Below are 17,950 nucleotides of genomic sequence, written 5' to 3' on the forward strand. Positions count from 1 at the left end.
TTATTTGTGTCAGCACACTATCAGCTCACCGGTACGACAGCCGTCGAGATTTCGGCCAGCATCGAGTCGGGCATCCGTACCGGCGCCCTGTCCCCGGGGGCCGCCCTGCCGCCTGTGCGGGCACTCGCCGCCGAGTTGGGGGTCAGCCCCGCCACCGTCGCCCGCGCCTACCAGGAGCTACGCCAACGTGGTCTGCTCGCCACCGCCGGTCGGCACGGCACCCGGGTCCGCCCCCGCCCGCCGGTGGCCGCCCGCCGCTCCGCGCTGCGCCCCCCACCGTTGCCCGGCGCCCGAGACCTGTCCCGGGGTGAACCCGACCCCCGTCTGCTGCCCCCGCTGGGCCCGCACCTGGCGGCGCTCGCCACCGAGAACGGCCCGTCGGTCGGCTACTCCGATGCCGGAGTGCTGCCCGAACTGGCCGAGATGGCCCGCGCCCGGCTGCGCGTCGACGGCGTACCGGCCGGGGAGTTGACGCTCACCGGCGGTGCGCTGGACGGCATCGAGCGGTTGCTCGGCGCCCACCTGCGCCCCGGCGACGCGGTGGCGGTCGAGGACCCGGGCTGGGCCAACCTGCTCGACCTCGTCGCCGCGCTGGGCCTGCGTCCGATCGGCGTACCGGTGGACGACGAGGGGCCGCTGGTCGCCGGGGTGGCCGCGGCACTCGCCGCCGGAGCGCGGGCGCTGATCGTCACCAGCCGGGCGCAGAATCCGACCGGCGCCGCCGTCTCCGCGGCCCGCGCCGAGGCGCTGCGGACGCTGCTCGCCGGCCGACGGGACCTGCTGTTGATCGAGGACGACCACGCGGCCGAACTGGCCCGCGTACCCCTGCACCCGCTCGCTGGTGCGACAGCGAGTTGGGCCTTCCTCCGCTCGGTGAGCAAGCCCTTCGGCCCGGACCTGCGGATGGCGGTGCTGGTCGGCGACGAGACGACTGTGGCCCGGGTGAGCGGCCGTACCCGGGTCGGCGCCGGCTGGGTCTCCACAGTCCTGCAACGCCTGGTGCTCGCCCTGTGGCGGGACCCGGCGGTCACCGAGTTGGTGCAGCGGGCGGCGCAGAGCTACGAGCAGCGCCGCGACGGGCTGCTCGCCGCGCTGGCCGAGCACGGGCTGACAGCACACGGTCGCAGCGGCATCAACGTCTGGCTGCCGGTCGCGGACGAGACCAGCACGGTGACCGCGCTCCGCGACGCCGGCTGGGCGGTGGCCCCCGGCGCCCTCTACCGGATCGCCGCCCCGCCGGCCCTGCGCATCACCGTCAGCTCCCTGGACCCCGCCGACCTGGCTCCGCTGGCCGCCGCACTGGCCCAAGCCGAAAACCCACCCCCCTCCCAGGGCTTCCCCACCTGACCCCCCGCGCCTCCCGCACCCCGCCGCGCCCGCGATCTTGCAGTTTGTGTTGGCGAAATGTCGGGTCTGTGCACGTTGGTCGGGGCAGAAAGTGCAAGATCGCGGGGATTCGGGACGGCGGGGACGGGTATGCGGGCGCCCGGAGGTGGGGGACATGGCTTCTGGTGGGGCTCGTAAGGGGATCTGGATAGCGGTGGCGGTGGCGATCATCATCATCGTCATCGTGCTGATCGCGATCGCGTCCGGCGGAGACGGGGGCGGCAACGGGTACTGACGCGTTGCGGCCGGGGTGCCGGGGCGTATCCGGCGGCGAGCATCGAACGGGTATATAACAGTCGGCATGGCCGAAAGTGCTCCGGGCGCCCAGCGGTTCATTCCGCCCGACGCCGACACCATCGACGACCTGCGCACCGCCGCCGGCGGCTGCCGGGGCTGTGAGCTGTACCGGGACGCCTCGCAGACGGTCTTCGGTCGGGGCGACGAGAGCGCCCGCGTGGTGCTCGTCGGCGAGCAGCCCGGCGACATGGAGGACCAGAAGGGGCTGCCCTTCGTCGGCCCGGCCGGACGCCTGCTGCGCCGCGCCGTCGATGACGCCGGGCTGGACCCGGGTCTCCTCTTCCTCACAAATGCCGTAAAGCACTTCCGTTTTGTTCAGCGCGGCAAGCGGCGGATCCACCAGACCCCGGACCAGGTGCACATCACCGCCTGTCGCCCCTGGTTGGTCGCCGAGTTCGCCCGGCTGCGTCCGGAGATCGTGGTGGTGCTCGGCGCGACCGCCGCCAAGGCCCTGCTCGGCCCGTCCTTCCGGGTCACCCGGCAGCGGGGCGAGCTGCTGCCCTGGCCGGAGTCGGCCCAACACCCAGCGGACTTCGAACAGGTGCCGGTGGACAACGCCGGAAAGCGGGCCGACGCGCCGCAGGCTCGGCTGCTGGCCACCATCCACCCGTCCGCCGTCCTGCGGGCCGACGACCAGGACAAGGCGTACGAGGGCCTGGTCGCCGACCTCACCGTCGTCACCCGCGCCCTGCCCGGCTAGCCAGCCACCCCGCGCGACCACCAGCACCCCGGCCTCGCTCATCCGGGCACCCTGGGCGTGGGCCGCGCCGGTGGCGACCCCGTTCCGGCGAAACCCACTGCCGCCGGTCGGTGCGGGTGCGCGAGGATGAGGCACCCCTTCCGACAGGAGCGCCGATGGCGACCGACCTGACCGCGCCGCGTACCGCCGCCCGACCCGACGTCGCGTCGATCCAGCGGCGTACCCTGCGGCTGCTCTTCACCACCCAGATCATCGGCGGGATCGGCGTGACCATCGGCATCGCCGTGGGCGCGCTGCTCGCGGCACGGATCGCCGGGACCGCGGTGGCCGGTGTCGCGCAGAGCGCCGGGGTGGTCGGTGCCGCGCTGCTCGCCGTCCCGGTCACCCGGATCATGGCGCGGCACGGCCGCCGGCCGGGCCTGGTGCTGGCGTACACGGTCGGCGCCGTCGGTGGCCTGCTGGTGGTGCTGGCCGCGGCCACCCGCTGGGTGCCGCTGCTCTTCCTCGGCATGCTGCTCTTCGGCGGGGGCACCGCGGCGAACCTGCAGGCCCGCTACACGGCAGTGGACCTCGCCGAGCCGGCCCGCAGAGGGCGGCAGCTCTCCCTGATCGTCTGGGCCACCACCATCGGTGCGGTGGCCGCGCCCAACTTCGCCGCGCTGGCCGACCGCGTCACCACCGGCTGGGGGCTGCCCCCGCTGGCCGGCCCGTTCGCGTTCAGCGCGGCCGCGTTCGTGCTGGCTGCCGTCGTACTCCTCGGGTTGCTCCGGCCCGACCCGCTGCTCACGGCGCGGCGGCTCGCGGCGGCCGACGCACCGGCCGCCGATCTGCCGCCGGCCGCCGACGCGACGGCGACCGCCGTGGCGGCCGAGGCGCCGGCGGCAGGTGGCGGTGCGACGCCGGCCGCCGCGCCGGTCGAGGTGCGCGCGCCGCGCGGCGCCGGGATGCGTGCGGCCTGGTCGGTGGTACGCGGACAGCCCGCCGCCCGACTCGGCATCGCCGCCGTGGCGGTGGGTCACCTGGTGATGGTGGCGGTGATGGCGATGACTCCGGTCCGGCTCGGTGAGTCGCACGCCGACGCCGACGTGTTGCGGCTGGTCGGCATCGTGCTGAGCCTGCACATCGCCGGCATGTACGCGTTCTCCCCGGTGGTCGGTTGGCTCACCGACCGACTCGGTCGACGGGCGGTGATCCTCGGTGGGGTCGGGCTGCTGTTGGCCGCCTGCGCGGTCGCCGGCACCGCCGGGCACCACACGCCTCGGCTCTCGGTCGGTCTGGTCCTGCTCGGGTTGGGCTGGTCGGGGACGATGGTGGCCGGCTCGACCCTGCTGTCCGAGTCGGTGGCGGCCGAGGTGCGGCCGAGCGTCCAGGGGCTGTCCGATCTGATCATGGGGTTGGCCGGGGCCGGCGCCGCAGTGGTCAGCGGGTTTGTCATGCAGTTCGCCGGATATCCCGTGCTCACCCTGCTCGCGGCGGTCGCGGCGGCGCCCCTGGTGGCGCTAGCGTTGCGCCCGGTGCCGACCGGGGCACCGGACGAGGAGGGCTGATCACTGTGCGGCTGACCGACTTCTGGACGCGGCTGGACGAGGCGTTCGGGCCCGGCTACGCGGCCAGCATCGCCCGCGATCAGGTGCTGTCCCAGCTCGGCGGGCGGACCATCGAGCAGGCCCTGGCATCGGGGGAGCAGACGCACGCGGTGTGGCGGGCGGTTTGTGCCGCGTACCCCGATCGAGTGCCCGCCCGACTACGCTGAGCAGCCTTCTCGCCCATTCCGCGTGTCACTTGTCGAGTCGTACACCTGTTCGGCTACTGTCCACAGCTGGGTGCTCGTCCACAGCTCGCGGCCCGTCGGCTGGTTTTCTGTCGGACCTAGCGCCTAGCGTGTCCGCGTGACGCGAAGCTCAGCAAAGACGCCGGCGAAGGCAGGGGTGGCAAACATGGCAGCAGGGCCTGACCGGGAGAAGGCACTCGACCTTGCTCTCGCTCAGATTGACAAGCAATTCGGCAAGGGCTCGGTGATGCGGCTGGGTGACCGGCCGGTCGTCCAGACCGCAATCATTCCGACCGGCTCCATCGCGCTCGACGTGGCCCTCGGCATTGGCGGCCTGCCCCGTGGCCGGGTGGTCGAGATCTACGGCCCGGAGTCCAGTGGTAAGACCACTGTGGCGCTGCACTCGGTGGCCAGCGCCCAGCGGCTCGGCGGCATCGCCGCCTTCATCGACGCGGAGCACGCGCTCGACCCGGAGTACGCGAAGGCCCTCGGCGTCGACACCGACGCGATGCTGGTCTCGCAACCGGACACCGGCGAGCAGGCGCTGGAGATCGCGGACATGCTGATCCGCTCCGGCGCGATCGACATCATCGTGATCGACTCGGTGGCGGCCCTGGTGCCGCGCGCCGAGATCGAGGGCGAGATGGGCGACAGCCATGTGGGCCTCCAGGCCCGGCTGATGAGCCAGGCGCTCCGGAAGATCACCGGTGTGCTCAGCAACACCGGCACCACGGCGATCTTCATCAACCAGCTGCGGGAAAAGATCGGCGTCATGTTCGGCAGCCCGGAGACCACCACCGGTGGTCGGGCGCTGAAGTTCTACGCCTCGGTCCGGCTCGACGTGCGACGCATCGAGAGCCTCAAGGACGGCACCGACGTGGTCGGTAACCGCACCCGGGTCAAGGTCGTGAAGAACAAGGTCGCCGCGCCGTTCAAGCAGGCCGAGTTCGACATCATGTACGGCAAGGGCATCTCGCGTGAGGGCTCGCTGATCGACGTCGGCGTGGAGCAGGCGATCATCCGCAAGTCCGGAGCGTGGTACACGTACGACGGCGACCAGCTCGGCCAGGGCAAGGAGAAGGCCCGGGAGTTCCTGAAGGAAAACCCGGACGTGGCCGCCGAGATCGAGAAGAAGATCCTGGAGAAGCTCGGCGTCGGGGTCGGCGCGGGTGACGCCGCCGGTGGCCCGGAGCTGCCGCCGGTCGACTTCTGATCGGTCGCTGACCCATGGCAGGACGACGCGCTCGTACGGGGCGGGGCTGGGATGCCAGTCCGCCTCGTACGGGCGACGCCACCGATGCGCCCCGCCCTCGGCGAGGCCGCCGGGGTCGGTCCGAGGAGGCCGACGCCGTCGAGTCTCCGGCCCCTCCGCGCGACGAGTCGGAGGTGGCCCGCGAGATCTGCCTGCGCCAGCTAGCCGTCCGGCCCCGTACCCGGGCCGAGCTGGCCGGGGCGTTGGCCAAGCGGGGCATCTCCGAGGAGGTCTCGGCCGAGGTGCTCGACCGGTATGACGAGGTCGGCATCATCGACGACGCAGCGTTCGCCAGGGCCTGGGTGTCCAGCCGGCACGCCGGGCGCGGCCTCGCTCGCCGGGCGCTCGCCAACGAGCTGCGCCGCAAGGGCGTGGACGGCGAGGTGGCCACCGAGGCGCTGGGTGAGCTGGACGAGGAGACCGAGGCGGACACCGCCCGTGGCCTGGTGGAGCGCAAGCTGCGCACCGCTCGAGGTGAGCCGGACGCGGTCTTCCGCCGGCTGGTGGGCATGTTGGCCCGCAAGGGCTACCCGCCTGGTGTGGCCATCCGGGCGGTGAAGGACGCGCTAGCCGCGCAGAGCGCCGAGGCGGCCGAGTTCGCCGAGCAGATCGACGCCGACGCGCTCGCCGACGCCGAGGGCGAGTTGGAGCGCGACAACCGTCTGGTCGAGTGAGCGACGTGCGATGAGCGGTCCGGGCGGGGTGACCACCGCCCGCCGAGCGTGCTGGACGACCGGACTTCTGGTAGATCAACGTGGGTCGAAGGAGAAGACCGCGCCGATCTTGCAGTTTCGGTCGTCGAGATAGGCGGAATGCCCCCTTGTGTCGGGACAGAAAGCGCAAGATCGCGGAGTAGGGGCGGTTGATCATGTAGTTGTGGTGCCCGGTTTGGCCGTTTTGCAGACGCTTTGTCGCCCACCACAACTCCATGATCGGCAAGGCTGTGCCGGTCGCCGAACGGTCGTCCTCCCTAACGCGACGGCGTCGACTTCCGGGATGTAGCACGATCTTGGCGTGGCGAGCCCGACGAGGGGCCGGGTGCGGGCGGAGGGTCGCTGGTGTCACAAAGTCGGCTGAACGCCGGGGTGCCGCAGTCTCTGAACAGGCACGACATCCGTATCGGAGCCGTCGGCTCGCCGCGTTTGTCCTTCCGTGTCCGACACGACATCAGCTTTGAGTGACGCGGCAACTTCTCTCCGTTCGGGGGGTTTGATCATGAGTCCTTGACCAGAGCACCCCCGGCGACCTAGCCTCGCCATACAGGCTCACATTGCCCGACCAGCGCAGGCTAAGCGCACAACATAGATCGCGTAACAGAACAGCATCACTTTGGCCGACTCCGCGGCCTTTGGCGGCAGTTCCGGACAGGCCGGTCCGGAACGCTGCGACAACTGCACCCGGTCGCCGACGCTGCCCACGGGCACCGCCGGCGGAGAAAGCTACCCACGGCCAGCCGCTCCGGTCGGGCGTCCACAGCCGCAGGAGTGTGCCCCCGGCACGGTCGCTGCGGTCTCGACGTTAGGGGAGGCGGCCATGGCGGGGCGGCGGCACAGGTTCATCGGTAGACCCGACGGGGTCCCGGCATGAACGCGTTCGACGTCGTGCTCCTCGCGGCCGTCCTCGTCCTCGCGGTGGTGGTGATCGGGGCCGTGCTGGTCGGCGTCCGGACACTGCGCCGGATGGGCGCCGCACCGGCTCCGGAGGATCCCGCCTTCATCGCCGAGAAGGACCGCCAGGAGCAGTCCCTGGCCGCGCTGCGGACCGCGGCCGACGAGGCGAACAGCACGATCGACGTGGCGAAGTCAGCGGCCGCAGCGGCCCGTACCGAGGCGGCGGCGGCGAAGGCCGAGGCGAAGGCGGCCCGCGCCGAGGCGCGGCGGGTCCTCGACGACGCCCGGGCCGAGGCGGACACCGTTCTGGAGCGCGCCCACAAGCAGGCCGAGGCGGACGCCGAGCAGTTGCGGACGGCAGCCCGGCGCAGCGGCGAACGGGAGGTCGCGGTGCTCGCCGCCACCACCCGGGAGCAGGCCGCCGAGGTGGAACGTCGGGCAGCCCGGATGGACGAGCGGGAGCGGATGCACACCGAGGAGGTGGAGCGGTTCGCCGAGCGGGAGCGGCAGCTCACCGCCGCGAAGGCCGCCCTCGCCGCCCGGGAGGCCGCGCTCGCCCAGCGCGAGGCCGAGCTGACCGAGTCGGAGGAGCTGCGCCGCCGGGAGCTGGAGCGGGTCGCCGGGCTCACCGCTGACTCCGCGCGAATGGAGCTGGTCGACGCCATCGAGACGCAGGCCAAGCGGGAAGCGGCGTTGCTCGTGCGGGACATCGAGTCCGACGCCCGCAACACCGCCGAGCAGCGCGCTCGACACATAGTGGTGGACGCGATCCAGCGGGTCGCCAGCGAGCAGACCGCGGAGAGCGTGGTCAGCGTCCTGCACCTCCCCGGTGACGAGATGAAGGGGCGGATCATCGGCCGGGAAGGGCGCAACATCCGCGCCTTCGAGTCGGTGACCGGCGTCAACCTGATCATCGACGACACCCCCGAAGCGGTGCTGCTCTCCTGCTTCGACCCGGTCCGTCGCGAGGTGGGCCGGGTGACCCTGGAGAAGCTGGTCCTGGACGGGCGCATCCACCCGCACCGGATCGAGGAGGTCTACGACTTGGCCCGGCAGGAGGTGGAGCAGCTCTGCCTCCGCGCCGCCGAGGACGCCCTTGTCGAGGTCGGCATCACCGAGATCCACCCGGAGCTGGTGACCCTGCTCGGCCGGCTGCGCTACCGCACCTCGTACGGGCAGAACGTGCTCAAGCACCTGGTCGAGACCGCCCACATCGCCGGCATCATGGCCGCCGAGCTGCGGTTGGACGTGCCCATCATCAAGCGGTCGGCGTTCCTGCACGACATCGGCAAGGCGCTCACCCACGAGGTGGAGGGCAGCCACGCCATCATCGGCGCGGACCTGGCCCGCAAGTACGGCGAGCACGAGGACGTGGTGCACGCCATCGAGGCGCACCACAACGAGGTGCCCCCGCAGACCATCGAGGCCGTGCTCACCCAGGCTTCCGACGCCTGCTCCGGTGGTCGGCCGGGCGCGCGTCGCGAGAGCCTGGAGGCGTACGTCAAGCGGCTGGAGCGGATCGAGGAGATCGCGGCCAGCAAGCTCGGCGTGGACAAGGTCTTCGCCATGCAGGCCGGCCGGGAGATCCGGGTGATGGTCAAGCCGGACGACGTCGACGACATCGGGGCGGCAGTGCTGGCCCGTGACGTGGCCAAGCAGATCGAGGAGGAGCTGACCTACCCGGGTCAGATCCGGGTCACAGTGGTCCGCGAGTCCCGGGTCACCGAGATCGCCCGCTAGCTTCGCGCGCCCGACGGTAGAGCGGGCAAAGGGCCAGCCCGGTGTTCGGGCTGGCCCTTTGCCGTGCGAGCTGAGCGTCAGGAGCCTGTTCCGGCGCCGCCCTCGGCCTGGGACATCAGCGCTGCGGGCGGCGGGTTCTGCGCCGGGGTGTTCGCGGTCTTGCGACCCCGGGCGAGCCGTCGCTGGACGTACTGTGCGAGCTTCGACAGCGAGTAGTTCACCACGATGAAGAGAACGGCGATCACGACGTAGACCTGGATGGGATTTTCCAGTGCGCCGATGATCTGCTTACCGATGTTCAGGGTCTCCTCGTAGCTGATGATGAAACCGAGTGAGGTGTCCTTCAGGACGACCACCAGCTGGCTGATCAGCGCCGGCAGCATGATCCGGAATGCCTGCGGCAGCAGGATCATCCGGGTGGTCTGTGCCGGGGACAGCCCGATGGCGGAAGCGGCCTCCGCCTGACCTCCCGGCAGCCCCTCCATGCCCGAGCGCAGGATCTCGCCGATCACCACAGAGTTATAGACGGTGAGGCCGATGACCAGGTACCAGAGGTTGTCGAGGTAGACGCCGAACTCGGGAAAGCCGCGGGCCACAAAGAAGATGGTGAGCACGACGGGCAGGCCGCGGAACACCTCGACGCAGACGCGGGTGACCGCCGACAGCAGCCAGCTCAGCCCGCGCAGCAGGTACGCCAGCGGCGTGGCGAGGCCGGTGAACGTGCGCTGGGACAGGCTCTTGAGCTGGATCCGCAGCACCGCGAGCAGCGTGCCGACGACCAGCGAGGCCACGATGGCCATCGCCGCCGCGATCAGGGTGTTCTTGAAGCCGAGGCCGATCCGCTCCCAGACCAGGGAGAAGTTCTCGTTGGAGGGGTCGACCAGCGGACCCCACAACTCCATCGACAACTGGCCTTTTTCGTCCAGGGGTCGGTAGATCAGGAAGTAGGCGCCGACGAGCAGGACCAACCCGGCGACGACGCTGCTGATCAGCGTGATCCGCCGCTGCCGGGGCCCGGGGACGTCGTAGAGGACGCTGGTCTGCTGACTCATCGGGCCACCGCCTGTCGCTTCTCGATCCGGTCCAGCAGGGTGCCGAGCGGCACAGTCATGATCAGATAGCCGATCGAGATGCCGAGGGCGACGGGGACGAAGGCGTAGCCCTCGGCCGAGGTGAGCTGGTCGGCGCTCTGCGACAGGTCTCCGACGACCCCGAAGAAGCCGACGAGCGCCGAGTTCTTGATCATCGCGATGATCACCGAACCGAGCGGGACGATCGAGGCCTTCCAGGACTGTGGCAGCACCACGTAGCGCAGGTTCTGCCCGAAGGTCAGGCCCAGTGACCGCGCCGCCTCCGCCTGGCCGGCGGGCACCGCGTTCACCCCGGACCGCAGCGCCTCGCAGACGAACGCCGCGGTGTAGAGCACCAGGGCGATCAGCGCGAACCGGAAGTACGGCAGGTCGGTGCCGAGCCGGGTGAACAGCGAGTCGAGCACCGGGATGCGGAGGAAGTCCGCGTTGGAGCCGAGCGCGGGCAGGCCGAACGCGGCGAAGAACATCACCACTGTCAATGGCATGTTGCGGAAGACGTTCACGTAGCCGGTGCCGAGTGCGCGGAGCGGCGGCACCGGTGAGATGCGCAGCACCGCCACGATGGCGCCCAGAACGAGGGCGCCGATCGCGGCGAGGATGCAGATCTGGAGGGTGAGCCAGAAACCACCCGCAAAGACGTCGAACTTGTCGATGAGCACGTTCACGGGTCGGTGTTCCTCCCCACCCTCCAGATCGAAGGATCAGATCAGTAGCGGTTGATGGTGGGCGCTGAACCCAGTTCCGCGCCGAACTTGCCGGCGGTGTTGTCCCAGGCCTTCTTCCAGCTGCCGTCGCCGACCGCCTTGTCCAGGGTGTCGTTGATGAAGCTGCGGAAGTCCGCGTCCTCCTTCTTCACCCCGATGCCGTACGGCTCCTTGGTGAAGTTGCTGCCGGCCAGCTTGAACGACGCCTCGTCCTTGGCGATGTAGCCGAGCAGGATCACGTTGTCAGTGGTGACGGCGTCGACCTGGCCGCTCTTGAGGGCGTCCCGGCACTTGTCGTACGTGTCGAAGGGCACCAGCTGGGTGGCGACGTCCTTGACGTACTTCTTGATCTCCTCGAACGGCGTCGAGCCGGTGACCGAGCAGACCTTCTTGGTGCCGTCCTTGAACGAGTCCGGACCGGTGATGGTGGTGTCGTCCTTCTTGACCATGATGTTCTGGCCGGCCTCGTAGTACGGGCCTGCGAAGGCGATCCGCTCCTTGCGCTTGTCGTTGATCGTGTAGGTCGCGGCGACCAGGTCGACAGTGCCGTTGACGATCACGTCCTCGCGGACCTTCGAGGGGGCCTCGACCCACTCGATCTTGTCCTCGGGGATGCCGAGCTCCTTGACGATGATCTTCGCGATCTCGACGTCGAAGCCCTCCGGCTTGCCGGAGAGGCCCTTCAGGCCGAAGCCGGGCTGGTCGAACTTGGTGCCGACCTTGATCTTCTGGGCCTTGTTCAGCTTCTCCATGGTGGTACCGGCGGTGAAGGACTTGCTGCCCGCGCCGGTGCCCTCTCCGCCGTCGTCGCCACCACAGGCGGTGAGGCCGAGCGCCAGAGCGGCGACCGCGGCGACTGCCGCAACGCGCTTGATACGCATACTCTTCTCCTTCTTCAACGGAGCCCACCGAGTACGGCGCGCTCCACTACGGACGCCTAGTGCGTGAGGATCTTGGAGAGGAAGTCTCGGGCCCGCTCGCTGCGCGGGTTCGCGAAGAACTCCGCCGGTGGGGCGTCCTCGACCAGTTGCCCGTCGGCCATGAAGATGACCCGGTTCGCCGCGTGCCGGGCGAAGCCCATCTCGTGGGTCACCACGACCATCGTCATGCCGTCGCTGGCCAGCGAGGTCATCACGTCGAGCACCTCGCCGACCATCTCCGGGTCCAGGGCGCTGGTCGGCTCGTCGAAGAGCATCGCCTTGGGCTGCATGGCCAGCGCCCGGGCGATGGCCGCCCGCTGCTGCTGGCCGCCGGAGAGCTGGGCCGGGAACTTGTCCGCCTGGTTGGCGATGCCGACCCGGTCCAGCAGGGCCAGGCCGCGCTCGCGGGCGGCGGTCGGCTTCTCCTTGCGGACCTTGATCGGGCCGAGGGTGACGTTCTCCAGGATGGTCTTGTGCGCGAAGAGGTTGAACGACTGGAAGACCATGCCCACCTCGCTGCGCAGCTTCGCGAGGGGCTTGCCCTCGGCCGGCAACGGCTGACCGTCGAAGGTGATGGTGCCCGAGTTGATCGGCTCCAGTCGGTTGATCGTGCGGCACAGCGTCGACTTGCCGGAGCCGGACGGGCCGATCACCACGACCACCTCGCCCCGACCCACCGACAGTGAGACGTCGTCCAGCACGTGCAGCGGCCCGAACCACTTGTTGACCGCGTCCAGCACGATGAGCGGTTCGCCCGTCGTCACGTCGTCCACCGTCCCCTGTCGTCTCCCGGATCGGGGTCGGTTGACCCCCGGTGCGGCCACTGTAGGCGGCCTGATGTGGCAGAACGCAACCCAGCGGGTCACGGAGCGGTAACACCGGTCACGATCGTTCTCGGGCGTCCGATTTTGGTCACCGGATGGGCGGTCACGGTGGCGATCGTGGTGCCTTGTCGCGATCATGGGTGGATGACCGAACCCGTACGGTTGACCAAGTACGCCCGCGGCGGTGGCTGCGCCTGCAAGATCCCGCCGGGCGAGCTGGAGATCATGGTGGCCGGTCTCGGGCCGGCGACCGGCACCGCCGAGTTGCTGGTCGGGTTGGACCACGGCGACGACGCGGCGGTGGTGCGCCTGGACGAGCGGACCGGCCTGGTCAGCACCGCCGACTTCTTCACCCCGGTGGTCGACGACGCGTACGACTGGGGTCGGATCGCCGCTGCCAACGCGCTCTCCGACGTGTACGCGATGGGCGGCACCCCGCTGGTGGCGCTCAACCTGCTCTGTTGGCCGCGCGACGTGCTGCCGCTGGAGTTGGCCCGTGAGGTGTTGCGCGGCGGCCAGGACGTGGCGCGGGAGGCCGGCTGTCACCTGGCCGGCGGGCACAGCGTGGACGACGACGGCCCGAAGTACGGTCTCGCGGTCACCGGCACGGTCCGGCCGGAGGAGCTGATCACCCTCGACGCCGGGCGGGCCGGGGTGCCGTTGTCGCTGACCAAGCCGCTCGGGGTGGGTGTGCTGAACACCCGGCACAAGGCGACCGGGGAGAGCTTCCCGGAGGCGGTGGCCACGATGAGCGCGCTCAATCGGGAGGCCGCCCGGGCGGCGGTCGCCGCCGGCATCCGGTGCGGCACCGACGTGACCGGGTTCGGGCTGCTCGGGCACGCCTCGAAGCTGGCCCGGGCCAGCCAGGTCACGGTGGCCATCGACGCCGCCCGGGTGCCCTATCTGGCCGGCGCGCGGGAGGCGCTGCGCGACGGGTTCGTCAGCGGCGGCAGCCGGCGCAACCTGGACTGGGTGACCCCGTGGACCGACTTCGGCGCGGCGGACGAGGCGGAGCGGCTCCTGCTTGCCGACGCGCAGACCTCCGGTGGCCTGCTGGTCGCCGGCGAGGTGCCCGGCGCTCCGGTGGTAGGGGAGCTGCTGCCCCGGGGCGAGCACCTGGTCGTCCTGCGCTGACCGGGGCGGTCGACCCGCGGGAGGACACGCGGTGGCGGTGGCGCGGATGGCGCACCATACCCGATAAACTGTCACCTTCCCGCTACTCCGAGCAATGCCGCTCAGGGAAATTTTGCCCGGAATGGTCACAGACCGGTAACTTGCCCCCGGCTGGGGTCAAATGCCCCCCACCATCGTGTGTAAGGCCCGATCCGGAGGCCGGTGGGGACGAACGCAGCGAGGAGGCGGAATGACCGAGCTGTGGAACTGGAGAATCGACGGGGCTCAACCCGTGGAGGTCTACCCGGCGCTGGCGGAGGCGCTTGGTCGGGTGGTGATGCCGCTGGCGGTGGCCGACCCGGCGCGGCTGCCGGCGTACGCGGTGGTGTGTGACGTCTGGCAGGCGCCGGGCGAGTTCGCCACGGTGGTGGACTGCTACGGGGTGCCCGAGCAGCTTCCCGAGCACGCGAGCATCGCCGCACTGGCCCGATTGCTGGGCCGCAACTGCCTGTTGCGCGACGACACGCTCGACGCGGGCCGTCACCTGCTCGTCGCTCCGGACGGCACGGTCCGTCCGGTGCACTTCGACGTGCGGGACACCGAGGACGGTGAGGTGCTCAGCAGGCTGCGGCTCTGCTCGCTGGGTGACCCGGGTTGTCGGGGCTGGTCGCAGTGCCACCGCTCGCGCTGGGCGCCCGACACTGTCGCACCGGCGCTCGCCGCGGCCTGACCCTCCCCAGGGTCAGGCCCGGCCGGGTGCTGTGCCGGTCGGCGGCGATCAGCTGGCGGCGGTGGCCGACCGGTCGGTGGTGCCCGATCCGGCGCCCCGCACCACCAGTTGGTCGAGCAGGGTGCGCGTCGCCTCGGCCACGGCGGCCACCGCGGCGTCGAAGGCGGCGGCGTTGTGCGCGGCGGGCGCCCGGAAGCCAGAGATCTTCCGGACGTACTGCAACGCTGCCGCCTCGACGTCCGCGTCGGTCACCTGCGGGGTGAACGGCTCACGCAGCGTCTTGATGCTCCGGCACATGTCAGCTCCTCCTCCGTCCACCGCCGGGTGCCACTCGCCGTGCCGGCGGTGGTACCGACGGTGACACTGGGTCGATATTTGTCTATCCTGGTCACGGACCAGAGCCGTTCGAGCCACAGCCGCCGCTCGCGCTCCCAGCGCCCCGGGCCCCCGGAGACTCATTGTGGACCATGCCCCCACCCGCCCATCCCGTCCCGACCTAGACGATCTCACCCGTAGCCTGCACGTTCCGCTGGAACGGATCGCCGTCGAGCATGCCGATCTGATCGAGGCGGTGCGCAGCCGCGTCGTCACCAACGACTCCGTGCCGTCCGGCATCGTGGCCGTCGCCGCCTTCAACTCGTCCATCTGAGTGATGGTCTGCCGGTGCGGTCCGCCCGGAGTGGGCGGATCCTGCCGGCGGATCAGCCAGTTCGTGCTGAAGGTGCACAGCCGGTGCGACCTCAGCTGCGACCACTGCTACGTCTACCAGCACGCCGACCAGACCTGGCGTGGCCGTCCGACGCGGATGCCGCCGGCCACCGTCCAGGCCGCCGCACGGCGTATCGCCGAGCACGCCCGCGAACACGAGTTGCCGGTCGTGCACGTGGTGCTGCACGGAGGTGAGCCGCTGCTGCTGGGGGCCGCCGGGTTACGGGAGGTGTTGGCCGAGCTGCGCACGGCGATCACCCCCTGGGCGCGGCTCGACCTGCGCATGCAGACCAACGGCGTGCTGCTCGACGACGAGCTGTGTCGGCTGTTCGTCGAGTACGACGTGCGGGTCGGCGTCTCCTTCGACGGCGACCGGGCCGCCAACGACCGCCACCGGGTCTTCGCCCACGGCGGCAGCAGCCACGACCTCGTCCGCCGGGCGCTGGCCCTGCTCCGACGGCCGGAGCACCGCGCCAGCTACGCCGGCATCCTCTGCACGATCGACGTCCGCAACGATCCCGACCGGGTGTACGAGGCGCTGCTGGCCGAGAGCCCGCCCCGGGTCGACCTGTTGCTGCCCCACGCCACCTGGGACCACCCGCCGGAGCGCCCCGGCCCCGAGCCCACCCCGTACGCGGACTGGCTGGGGCGGCTGCACCGGCGGTGGGTGGACGACGGGCGCCCGATGTCGATCCGGATGTTCGAGGCGCTGCGCCCGGGTGGCGGCGGCACCGAGGCGTTCGGCCTCGCGCCGGCCGACGTGCTGGTCATCGAGGCGGACGGCAGTTGGGAGCAGGTCGACTCGTTGAAGACCGCGTACCACGGCGCGGCCGGCACCGGGTTCGACGTGTTCGACCACTCGGTGGACGAGGTCGCGCGGCACCCCGGGGTCGCCGTCCGGCAGGACGGCGTAGAAGGGCTCTGCGTGACCTGCCGGGCCTGCCCGGTGGTCGACCGGTGTGGCGGCGGCCTGTACGCCCACCGCTGGCGCACCGGCTCCGGCTTCGACAACCCCTCGGTGTACTGCGCCGACCTGCTCCGCCTGATCGACACCGTGGACGCCTACCCGCCGCCCACCCCACCCGCGTCGGGCGAAGGGTCGACCACCTCGCCCGTCGACGGGTTGCTGGACGACCTGGCGACCGGGCACGGCTCGGCCTCGACGCTCGCGCTGCTCGCCGACACCCAGCTCTCCATCACCCGGGCGCTGCTGGCGGCCTGCCGGGACGGGTCGGGCACCACGGCCGCCTGGGAGTTGCTCGTCCACCTCGACCAGGTGGCGCCGGAGGCGGTGCGGGCGATCCTGGCGCACCCCTTCGTCCGGCCCGGGCTGGTGCACCGCCTCGACTCGTCGGCCCCGCCCGGCCTCGGCGCGGCAGCCGACCCACTGCCGGCCATCGCCGTCGCCGCGGCGCTGCGGGCCGGCGTCCCGGCCGCGTTGCACGTCCCGGTGCGGGCCGACAGGATCACGTTGCCCACGCTCGGCAGCCTGGTGCTGCCCGGCCTGGGGGAGAGCGCCGAGGTGACCGTCCGGCCCGGCGAGTTCCAGGTCCGGGGCGGGTCGGTCGCGCAGACGGTGCTCCTCGATCCGCTGGCGCCGCCGTCGACCGGCTGGTTTCCGACCCGTGACGTGTCGGTGCCCGGTGGCCGGTTGCTGCTTGAGGACGGTGACCCGTACCGCGACTGCTACGGCCAACCGGTGGAGTCCCGCCTGGACGGTCCGGCGGCGCGGGCGTTGGGCCGTACCCTGGCGGCGGCCTGGCGGGTGGTGCACCGGGACGTGCCGGCGCACGCGGCGGCGCTCGACGGCGGCCTGCGTGCCGTCGTTCCGTTGGCGCCCGACCCGGCGCGACCCCTGCGGAGCGCGACCGCCCGGCACGCGTTCGGCGCGGTAGCGGTCACCCCCCATGCCGATCCGGAGACGATGGCGGTGCTGCTCGTGCACGAGTGGCAGCACGCGAAGCTGGGTGCGGTGCTCGACCTGTACGACCTGGTCGAACCCGGTCAGGGCCTTCGGATCCGGGTGCCGTGGCGCCCCGACCCGCGGCCACCGGAGGGCGTCCTCCAGGGGGTGTACGCCCATCTCGCCGTCACCCAGGTCTGGCAGTCCCGGGCGGCGGCCACCGACCATCCGGACGCGTCGGCGCACGCGGCCCACTTCCTGGGGTGGACCCGGGACGGCGTCGACGCGCTGCTGGCCAGCCGGTCGCTCACCGCGACGGGTGAGCGGTTCGCCGGCCAGCTGCGCCACGCCCTGGAGGAGACCCGTGTCGGGTCCAGATGAGCACCCACCGCCCAGACTGGGTCGTCCCCGCCTCGCCGACGAGCTGCGGGCGCTGGGCGTACGCCCGGGGGTGTGCCTGCTGGTGCACTGCGGCCTGCGTCGGGTGGGCCCGCTGGAACACGGCCCGGCGACCCTCGCGGGCGCGCTGCGCGACGTCCTCGGCCCGGCCGGCACGCTGCTGGTGCCCACCCAGACCGACGGCAACTCGACCACCTCCCGGGTCCACCTGGCGGCCACCGCCGGCATGGACCGGGCGCAGCGCGAACGGTACGAGGCGGCGCTGCCGGGCTGGGACCGCCGGACCACCCCCTCCCATCGGATGGGGGCGCTCGCCGAGTACGTCCGGTGCACCCCCGGCGCCGTGCGCAGTGACCATCCGCAGACCTCGTTCGCCGCGCTCGGCCCGCGGGCCCGGCAGCTCACCGACGGCCATGACCTCACCTGTCACCTGGGGGAGCGCTCACCGGTCGGCGGCCTCTACGCGGCGGACGGGCAGATCCTGCTGCTCGGCATCGGCTACGAGGTGTGCAGCGCCCTGCACCTGGCCGAGTACCGACTGCCGGTGCCGCCGCCCGAGCGCGACTACCACTGCTTCCGGCTCGTCGACGGTCGGCGGGTCCGTCTCGACTTCCGGGCCCTCGACCTGGACGACCGGGACTTCCCGATGGTGGGCGCCGCGCTCGACGACACGCCGTTGGTGCGGCACGGTCGGGTGGGGCGGGCCGACGCCCGCCTGCTGCCGGCCCGGGCCGCTGTCGACTTCGCGACTGGTTGGTTCACCACGAACCGGTTGGCGGCGCGACGTTGACGCGGGGACTAC

The 17,950-nt window shown here is 71.5% G+C and carries 17 protein-coding genes; 12 read left to right on the plus strand and 5 right to left on the minus strand.

What is annotated here, in order from left to right; genetic code table 11:
* Nucleotides 1-6: 6 nt before the first annotated feature.
* The 7 genes from PSH03_RS27760 to rny all read left to right on the plus strand — a co-directional run bounded on the left by PSH03_RS27760 (nucleotide 7) and on the right by rny (nucleotide 8,756).
* Complete coding sequence (locus tag PSH03_RS27760) at nucleotides 7-1,347, plus strand: aminotransferase class I/II-fold pyridoxal phosphate-dependent enzyme (RefSeq protein WP_210786007.1); 1,341 nt, start codon at nucleotides 7-9, stop codon at nucleotides 1,345-1,347.
* A gap of 340 nt (nucleotides 1,348-1,687) precedes the next feature.
* Nucleotides 1,688-2,383: a UdgX family uracil-DNA binding protein gene (locus PSH03_RS27765; RefSeq protein WP_238690857.1), complete on the plus strand. Its 696-nt coding sequence runs from the start codon at nucleotides 1,688-1,690 to the stop codon at nucleotides 2,381-2,383.
* A 155-nt stretch (nucleotides 2,384-2,538) separates the two neighbouring features.
* Nucleotides 2,539-3,930, plus strand: coding sequence for an MFS transporter (locus PSH03_RS27770; RefSeq protein WP_210786005.1), 1,392 nt, complete (start codon nucleotides 2,539-2,541; stop codon nucleotides 3,928-3,930).
* A 5-nt stretch (nucleotides 3,931-3,935) separates the two neighbouring features.
* On the plus strand, nucleotides 3,936-4,136 hold the full coding sequence (locus PSH03_RS27775; RefSeq protein ID WP_210786004.1) for a DUF3046 domain-containing protein: 201 nt from the start codon (nucleotides 3,936-3,938) through the stop codon (nucleotides 4,134-4,136).
* A 184-nt stretch (nucleotides 4,137-4,320) separates the two neighbouring features.
* Nucleotides 4,321-5,367 carry a recombinase RecA gene (gene recA, locus PSH03_RS27780; RefSeq protein WP_053656326.1) on the plus strand — a complete coding sequence of 349 codons (1,047 nt, stop codon included), beginning with the start codon at nucleotides 4,321-4,323 and terminating at the stop codon, nucleotides 5,365-5,367.
* A 14-nt stretch (nucleotides 5,368-5,381) separates the two neighbouring features.
* On the plus strand, nucleotides 5,382-6,080 hold the full coding sequence (locus PSH03_RS27785) for a regulatory protein RecX (protein WP_210786003.1): 699 nt from the start codon (nucleotides 5,382-5,384) through the stop codon (nucleotides 6,078-6,080).
* A gap of 909 nt (nucleotides 6,081-6,989) precedes the next feature.
* Nucleotides 6,990-8,756 (plus strand): ribonuclease Y, encoded by a 1,767-nt coding sequence (gene rny, locus PSH03_RS27790; protein WP_238690858.1) that lies wholly within the window; start codon nucleotides 6,990-6,992, stop codon nucleotides 8,754-8,756.
* Between the two features lie 77 nt (nucleotides 8,757-8,833).
* Here rny and PSH03_RS27795 read toward each other — a convergent pair whose 3' ends face one another.
* The 4 genes from PSH03_RS27795 to PSH03_RS27810 are packed head-to-tail and all read right to left on the minus strand — an operon-like array spanning nucleotide 8,834 to nucleotide 12,244.
* Nucleotides 8,834-9,808 carry an amino acid ABC transporter permease gene (locus PSH03_RS27795; protein WP_238690860.1) on the minus strand — a complete coding sequence of 325 codons (975 nt, stop codon included), beginning with the start codon at nucleotides 9,806-9,808 and terminating at the stop codon, nucleotides 8,834-8,836.
* Nucleotides 9,805-10,512 (minus strand): amino acid ABC transporter permease, encoded by a 708-nt coding sequence (locus PSH03_RS27800; protein WP_210786000.1) that lies wholly within the window; start codon nucleotides 10,510-10,512, stop codon nucleotides 9,805-9,807. Before PSH03_RS27800 ends, PSH03_RS27795 begins: the two co-directional genes overlap by 4 nt.
* A 41-nt stretch (nucleotides 10,513-10,553) precedes the next feature.
* Nucleotides 10,554-11,432: a glutamate ABC transporter substrate-binding protein gene (locus PSH03_RS27805; RefSeq protein ID WP_238690861.1), complete on the minus strand. Its 879-nt coding sequence runs from the start codon at nucleotides 11,430-11,432 to the stop codon at nucleotides 10,554-10,556.
* A 56-nt stretch (nucleotides 11,433-11,488) separates the two neighbouring features.
* Nucleotides 11,489-12,244 carry an amino acid ABC transporter ATP-binding protein gene (locus PSH03_RS27810; protein ID WP_088946762.1) on the minus strand — a complete coding sequence of 252 codons (756 nt, stop codon included), beginning with the start codon at nucleotides 12,242-12,244 and terminating at the stop codon, nucleotides 11,489-11,491.
* A 195-nt stretch (nucleotides 12,245-12,439) separates the two neighbouring features.
* Between PSH03_RS27810 and selD the strand changes: the two genes are divergently transcribed.
* Both selD and PSH03_RS27820 read left to right on the plus strand, forming a co-directional pair.
* Nucleotides 12,440-13,429, plus strand: a complete 990-nt coding sequence (selD, locus tag PSH03_RS27815; protein ID WP_238690863.1) for a selenide, water dikinase SelD — start codon at nucleotides 12,440-12,442, stop codon at nucleotides 13,427-13,429.
* A 229-nt stretch (nucleotides 13,430-13,658) separates the two neighbouring features.
* A complete protein-coding gene (locus PSH03_RS27820; RefSeq protein ID WP_210785997.1) occupies nucleotides 13,659-14,138 on the plus strand; it encodes a hypothetical protein in 480 nt (159 codons plus the stop codon).
* A gap of 48 nt (nucleotides 14,139-14,186) precedes the next feature.
* On the opposite strand, the gene PSH03_RS27825 is transcribed toward PSH03_RS27820, so the two are convergent.
* Complete coding sequence (locus tag PSH03_RS27825; protein ID WP_112676127.1) at nucleotides 14,187-14,435, minus strand: DUF2277 family protein; 249 nt, start codon at nucleotides 14,433-14,435, stop codon at nucleotides 14,187-14,189.
* Nucleotides 14,436-14,598: 163 nt separating this feature from the next.
* Here PSH03_RS27825 and PSH03_RS27830 point away from each other — a divergent pair, with 163 nt between their 5' ends.
* The 3 genes from PSH03_RS27830 to PSH03_RS27840 all read left to right on the plus strand — a co-directional run bounded on the left by PSH03_RS27830 (nucleotide 14,599) and on the right by PSH03_RS27840 (nucleotide 17,938).
* Entirely contained in the window at nucleotides 14,599-14,787 is a 189-nt protein-coding gene (locus PSH03_RS27830; protein ID WP_210785996.1) for a hypothetical protein, read from the plus strand.
* 63 nt (nucleotides 14,788-14,850) lie between these two features.
* Entirely contained in the window at nucleotides 14,851-17,130 is a 2,280-nt protein-coding gene (locus tag PSH03_RS27835; RefSeq protein ID WP_238690864.1) for an FxsB family cyclophane-forming radical SAM/SPASM peptide maturase, read from the plus strand.
* Nucleotides 17,114-17,938 carry an AAC(3) family N-acetyltransferase gene (locus tag PSH03_RS27840; protein WP_238690865.1) on the plus strand — a complete coding sequence of 275 codons (825 nt, stop codon included), beginning with the start codon at nucleotides 17,114-17,116 and terminating at the stop codon, nucleotides 17,936-17,938. Before PSH03_RS27835 ends, PSH03_RS27840 begins: the two co-directional genes overlap by 17 nt.
* The last annotated feature ends 12 nt before the right edge of the window (nucleotides 17,939-17,950 follow it).

The organism is Micromonospora salmantinae (genome assembly GCF_022230905.1).
Taxonomy (GTDB): domain Bacteria; phylum Actinomycetota; class Actinomycetes; order Mycobacteriales; family Micromonosporaceae; genus Micromonospora; species Micromonospora salmantinae.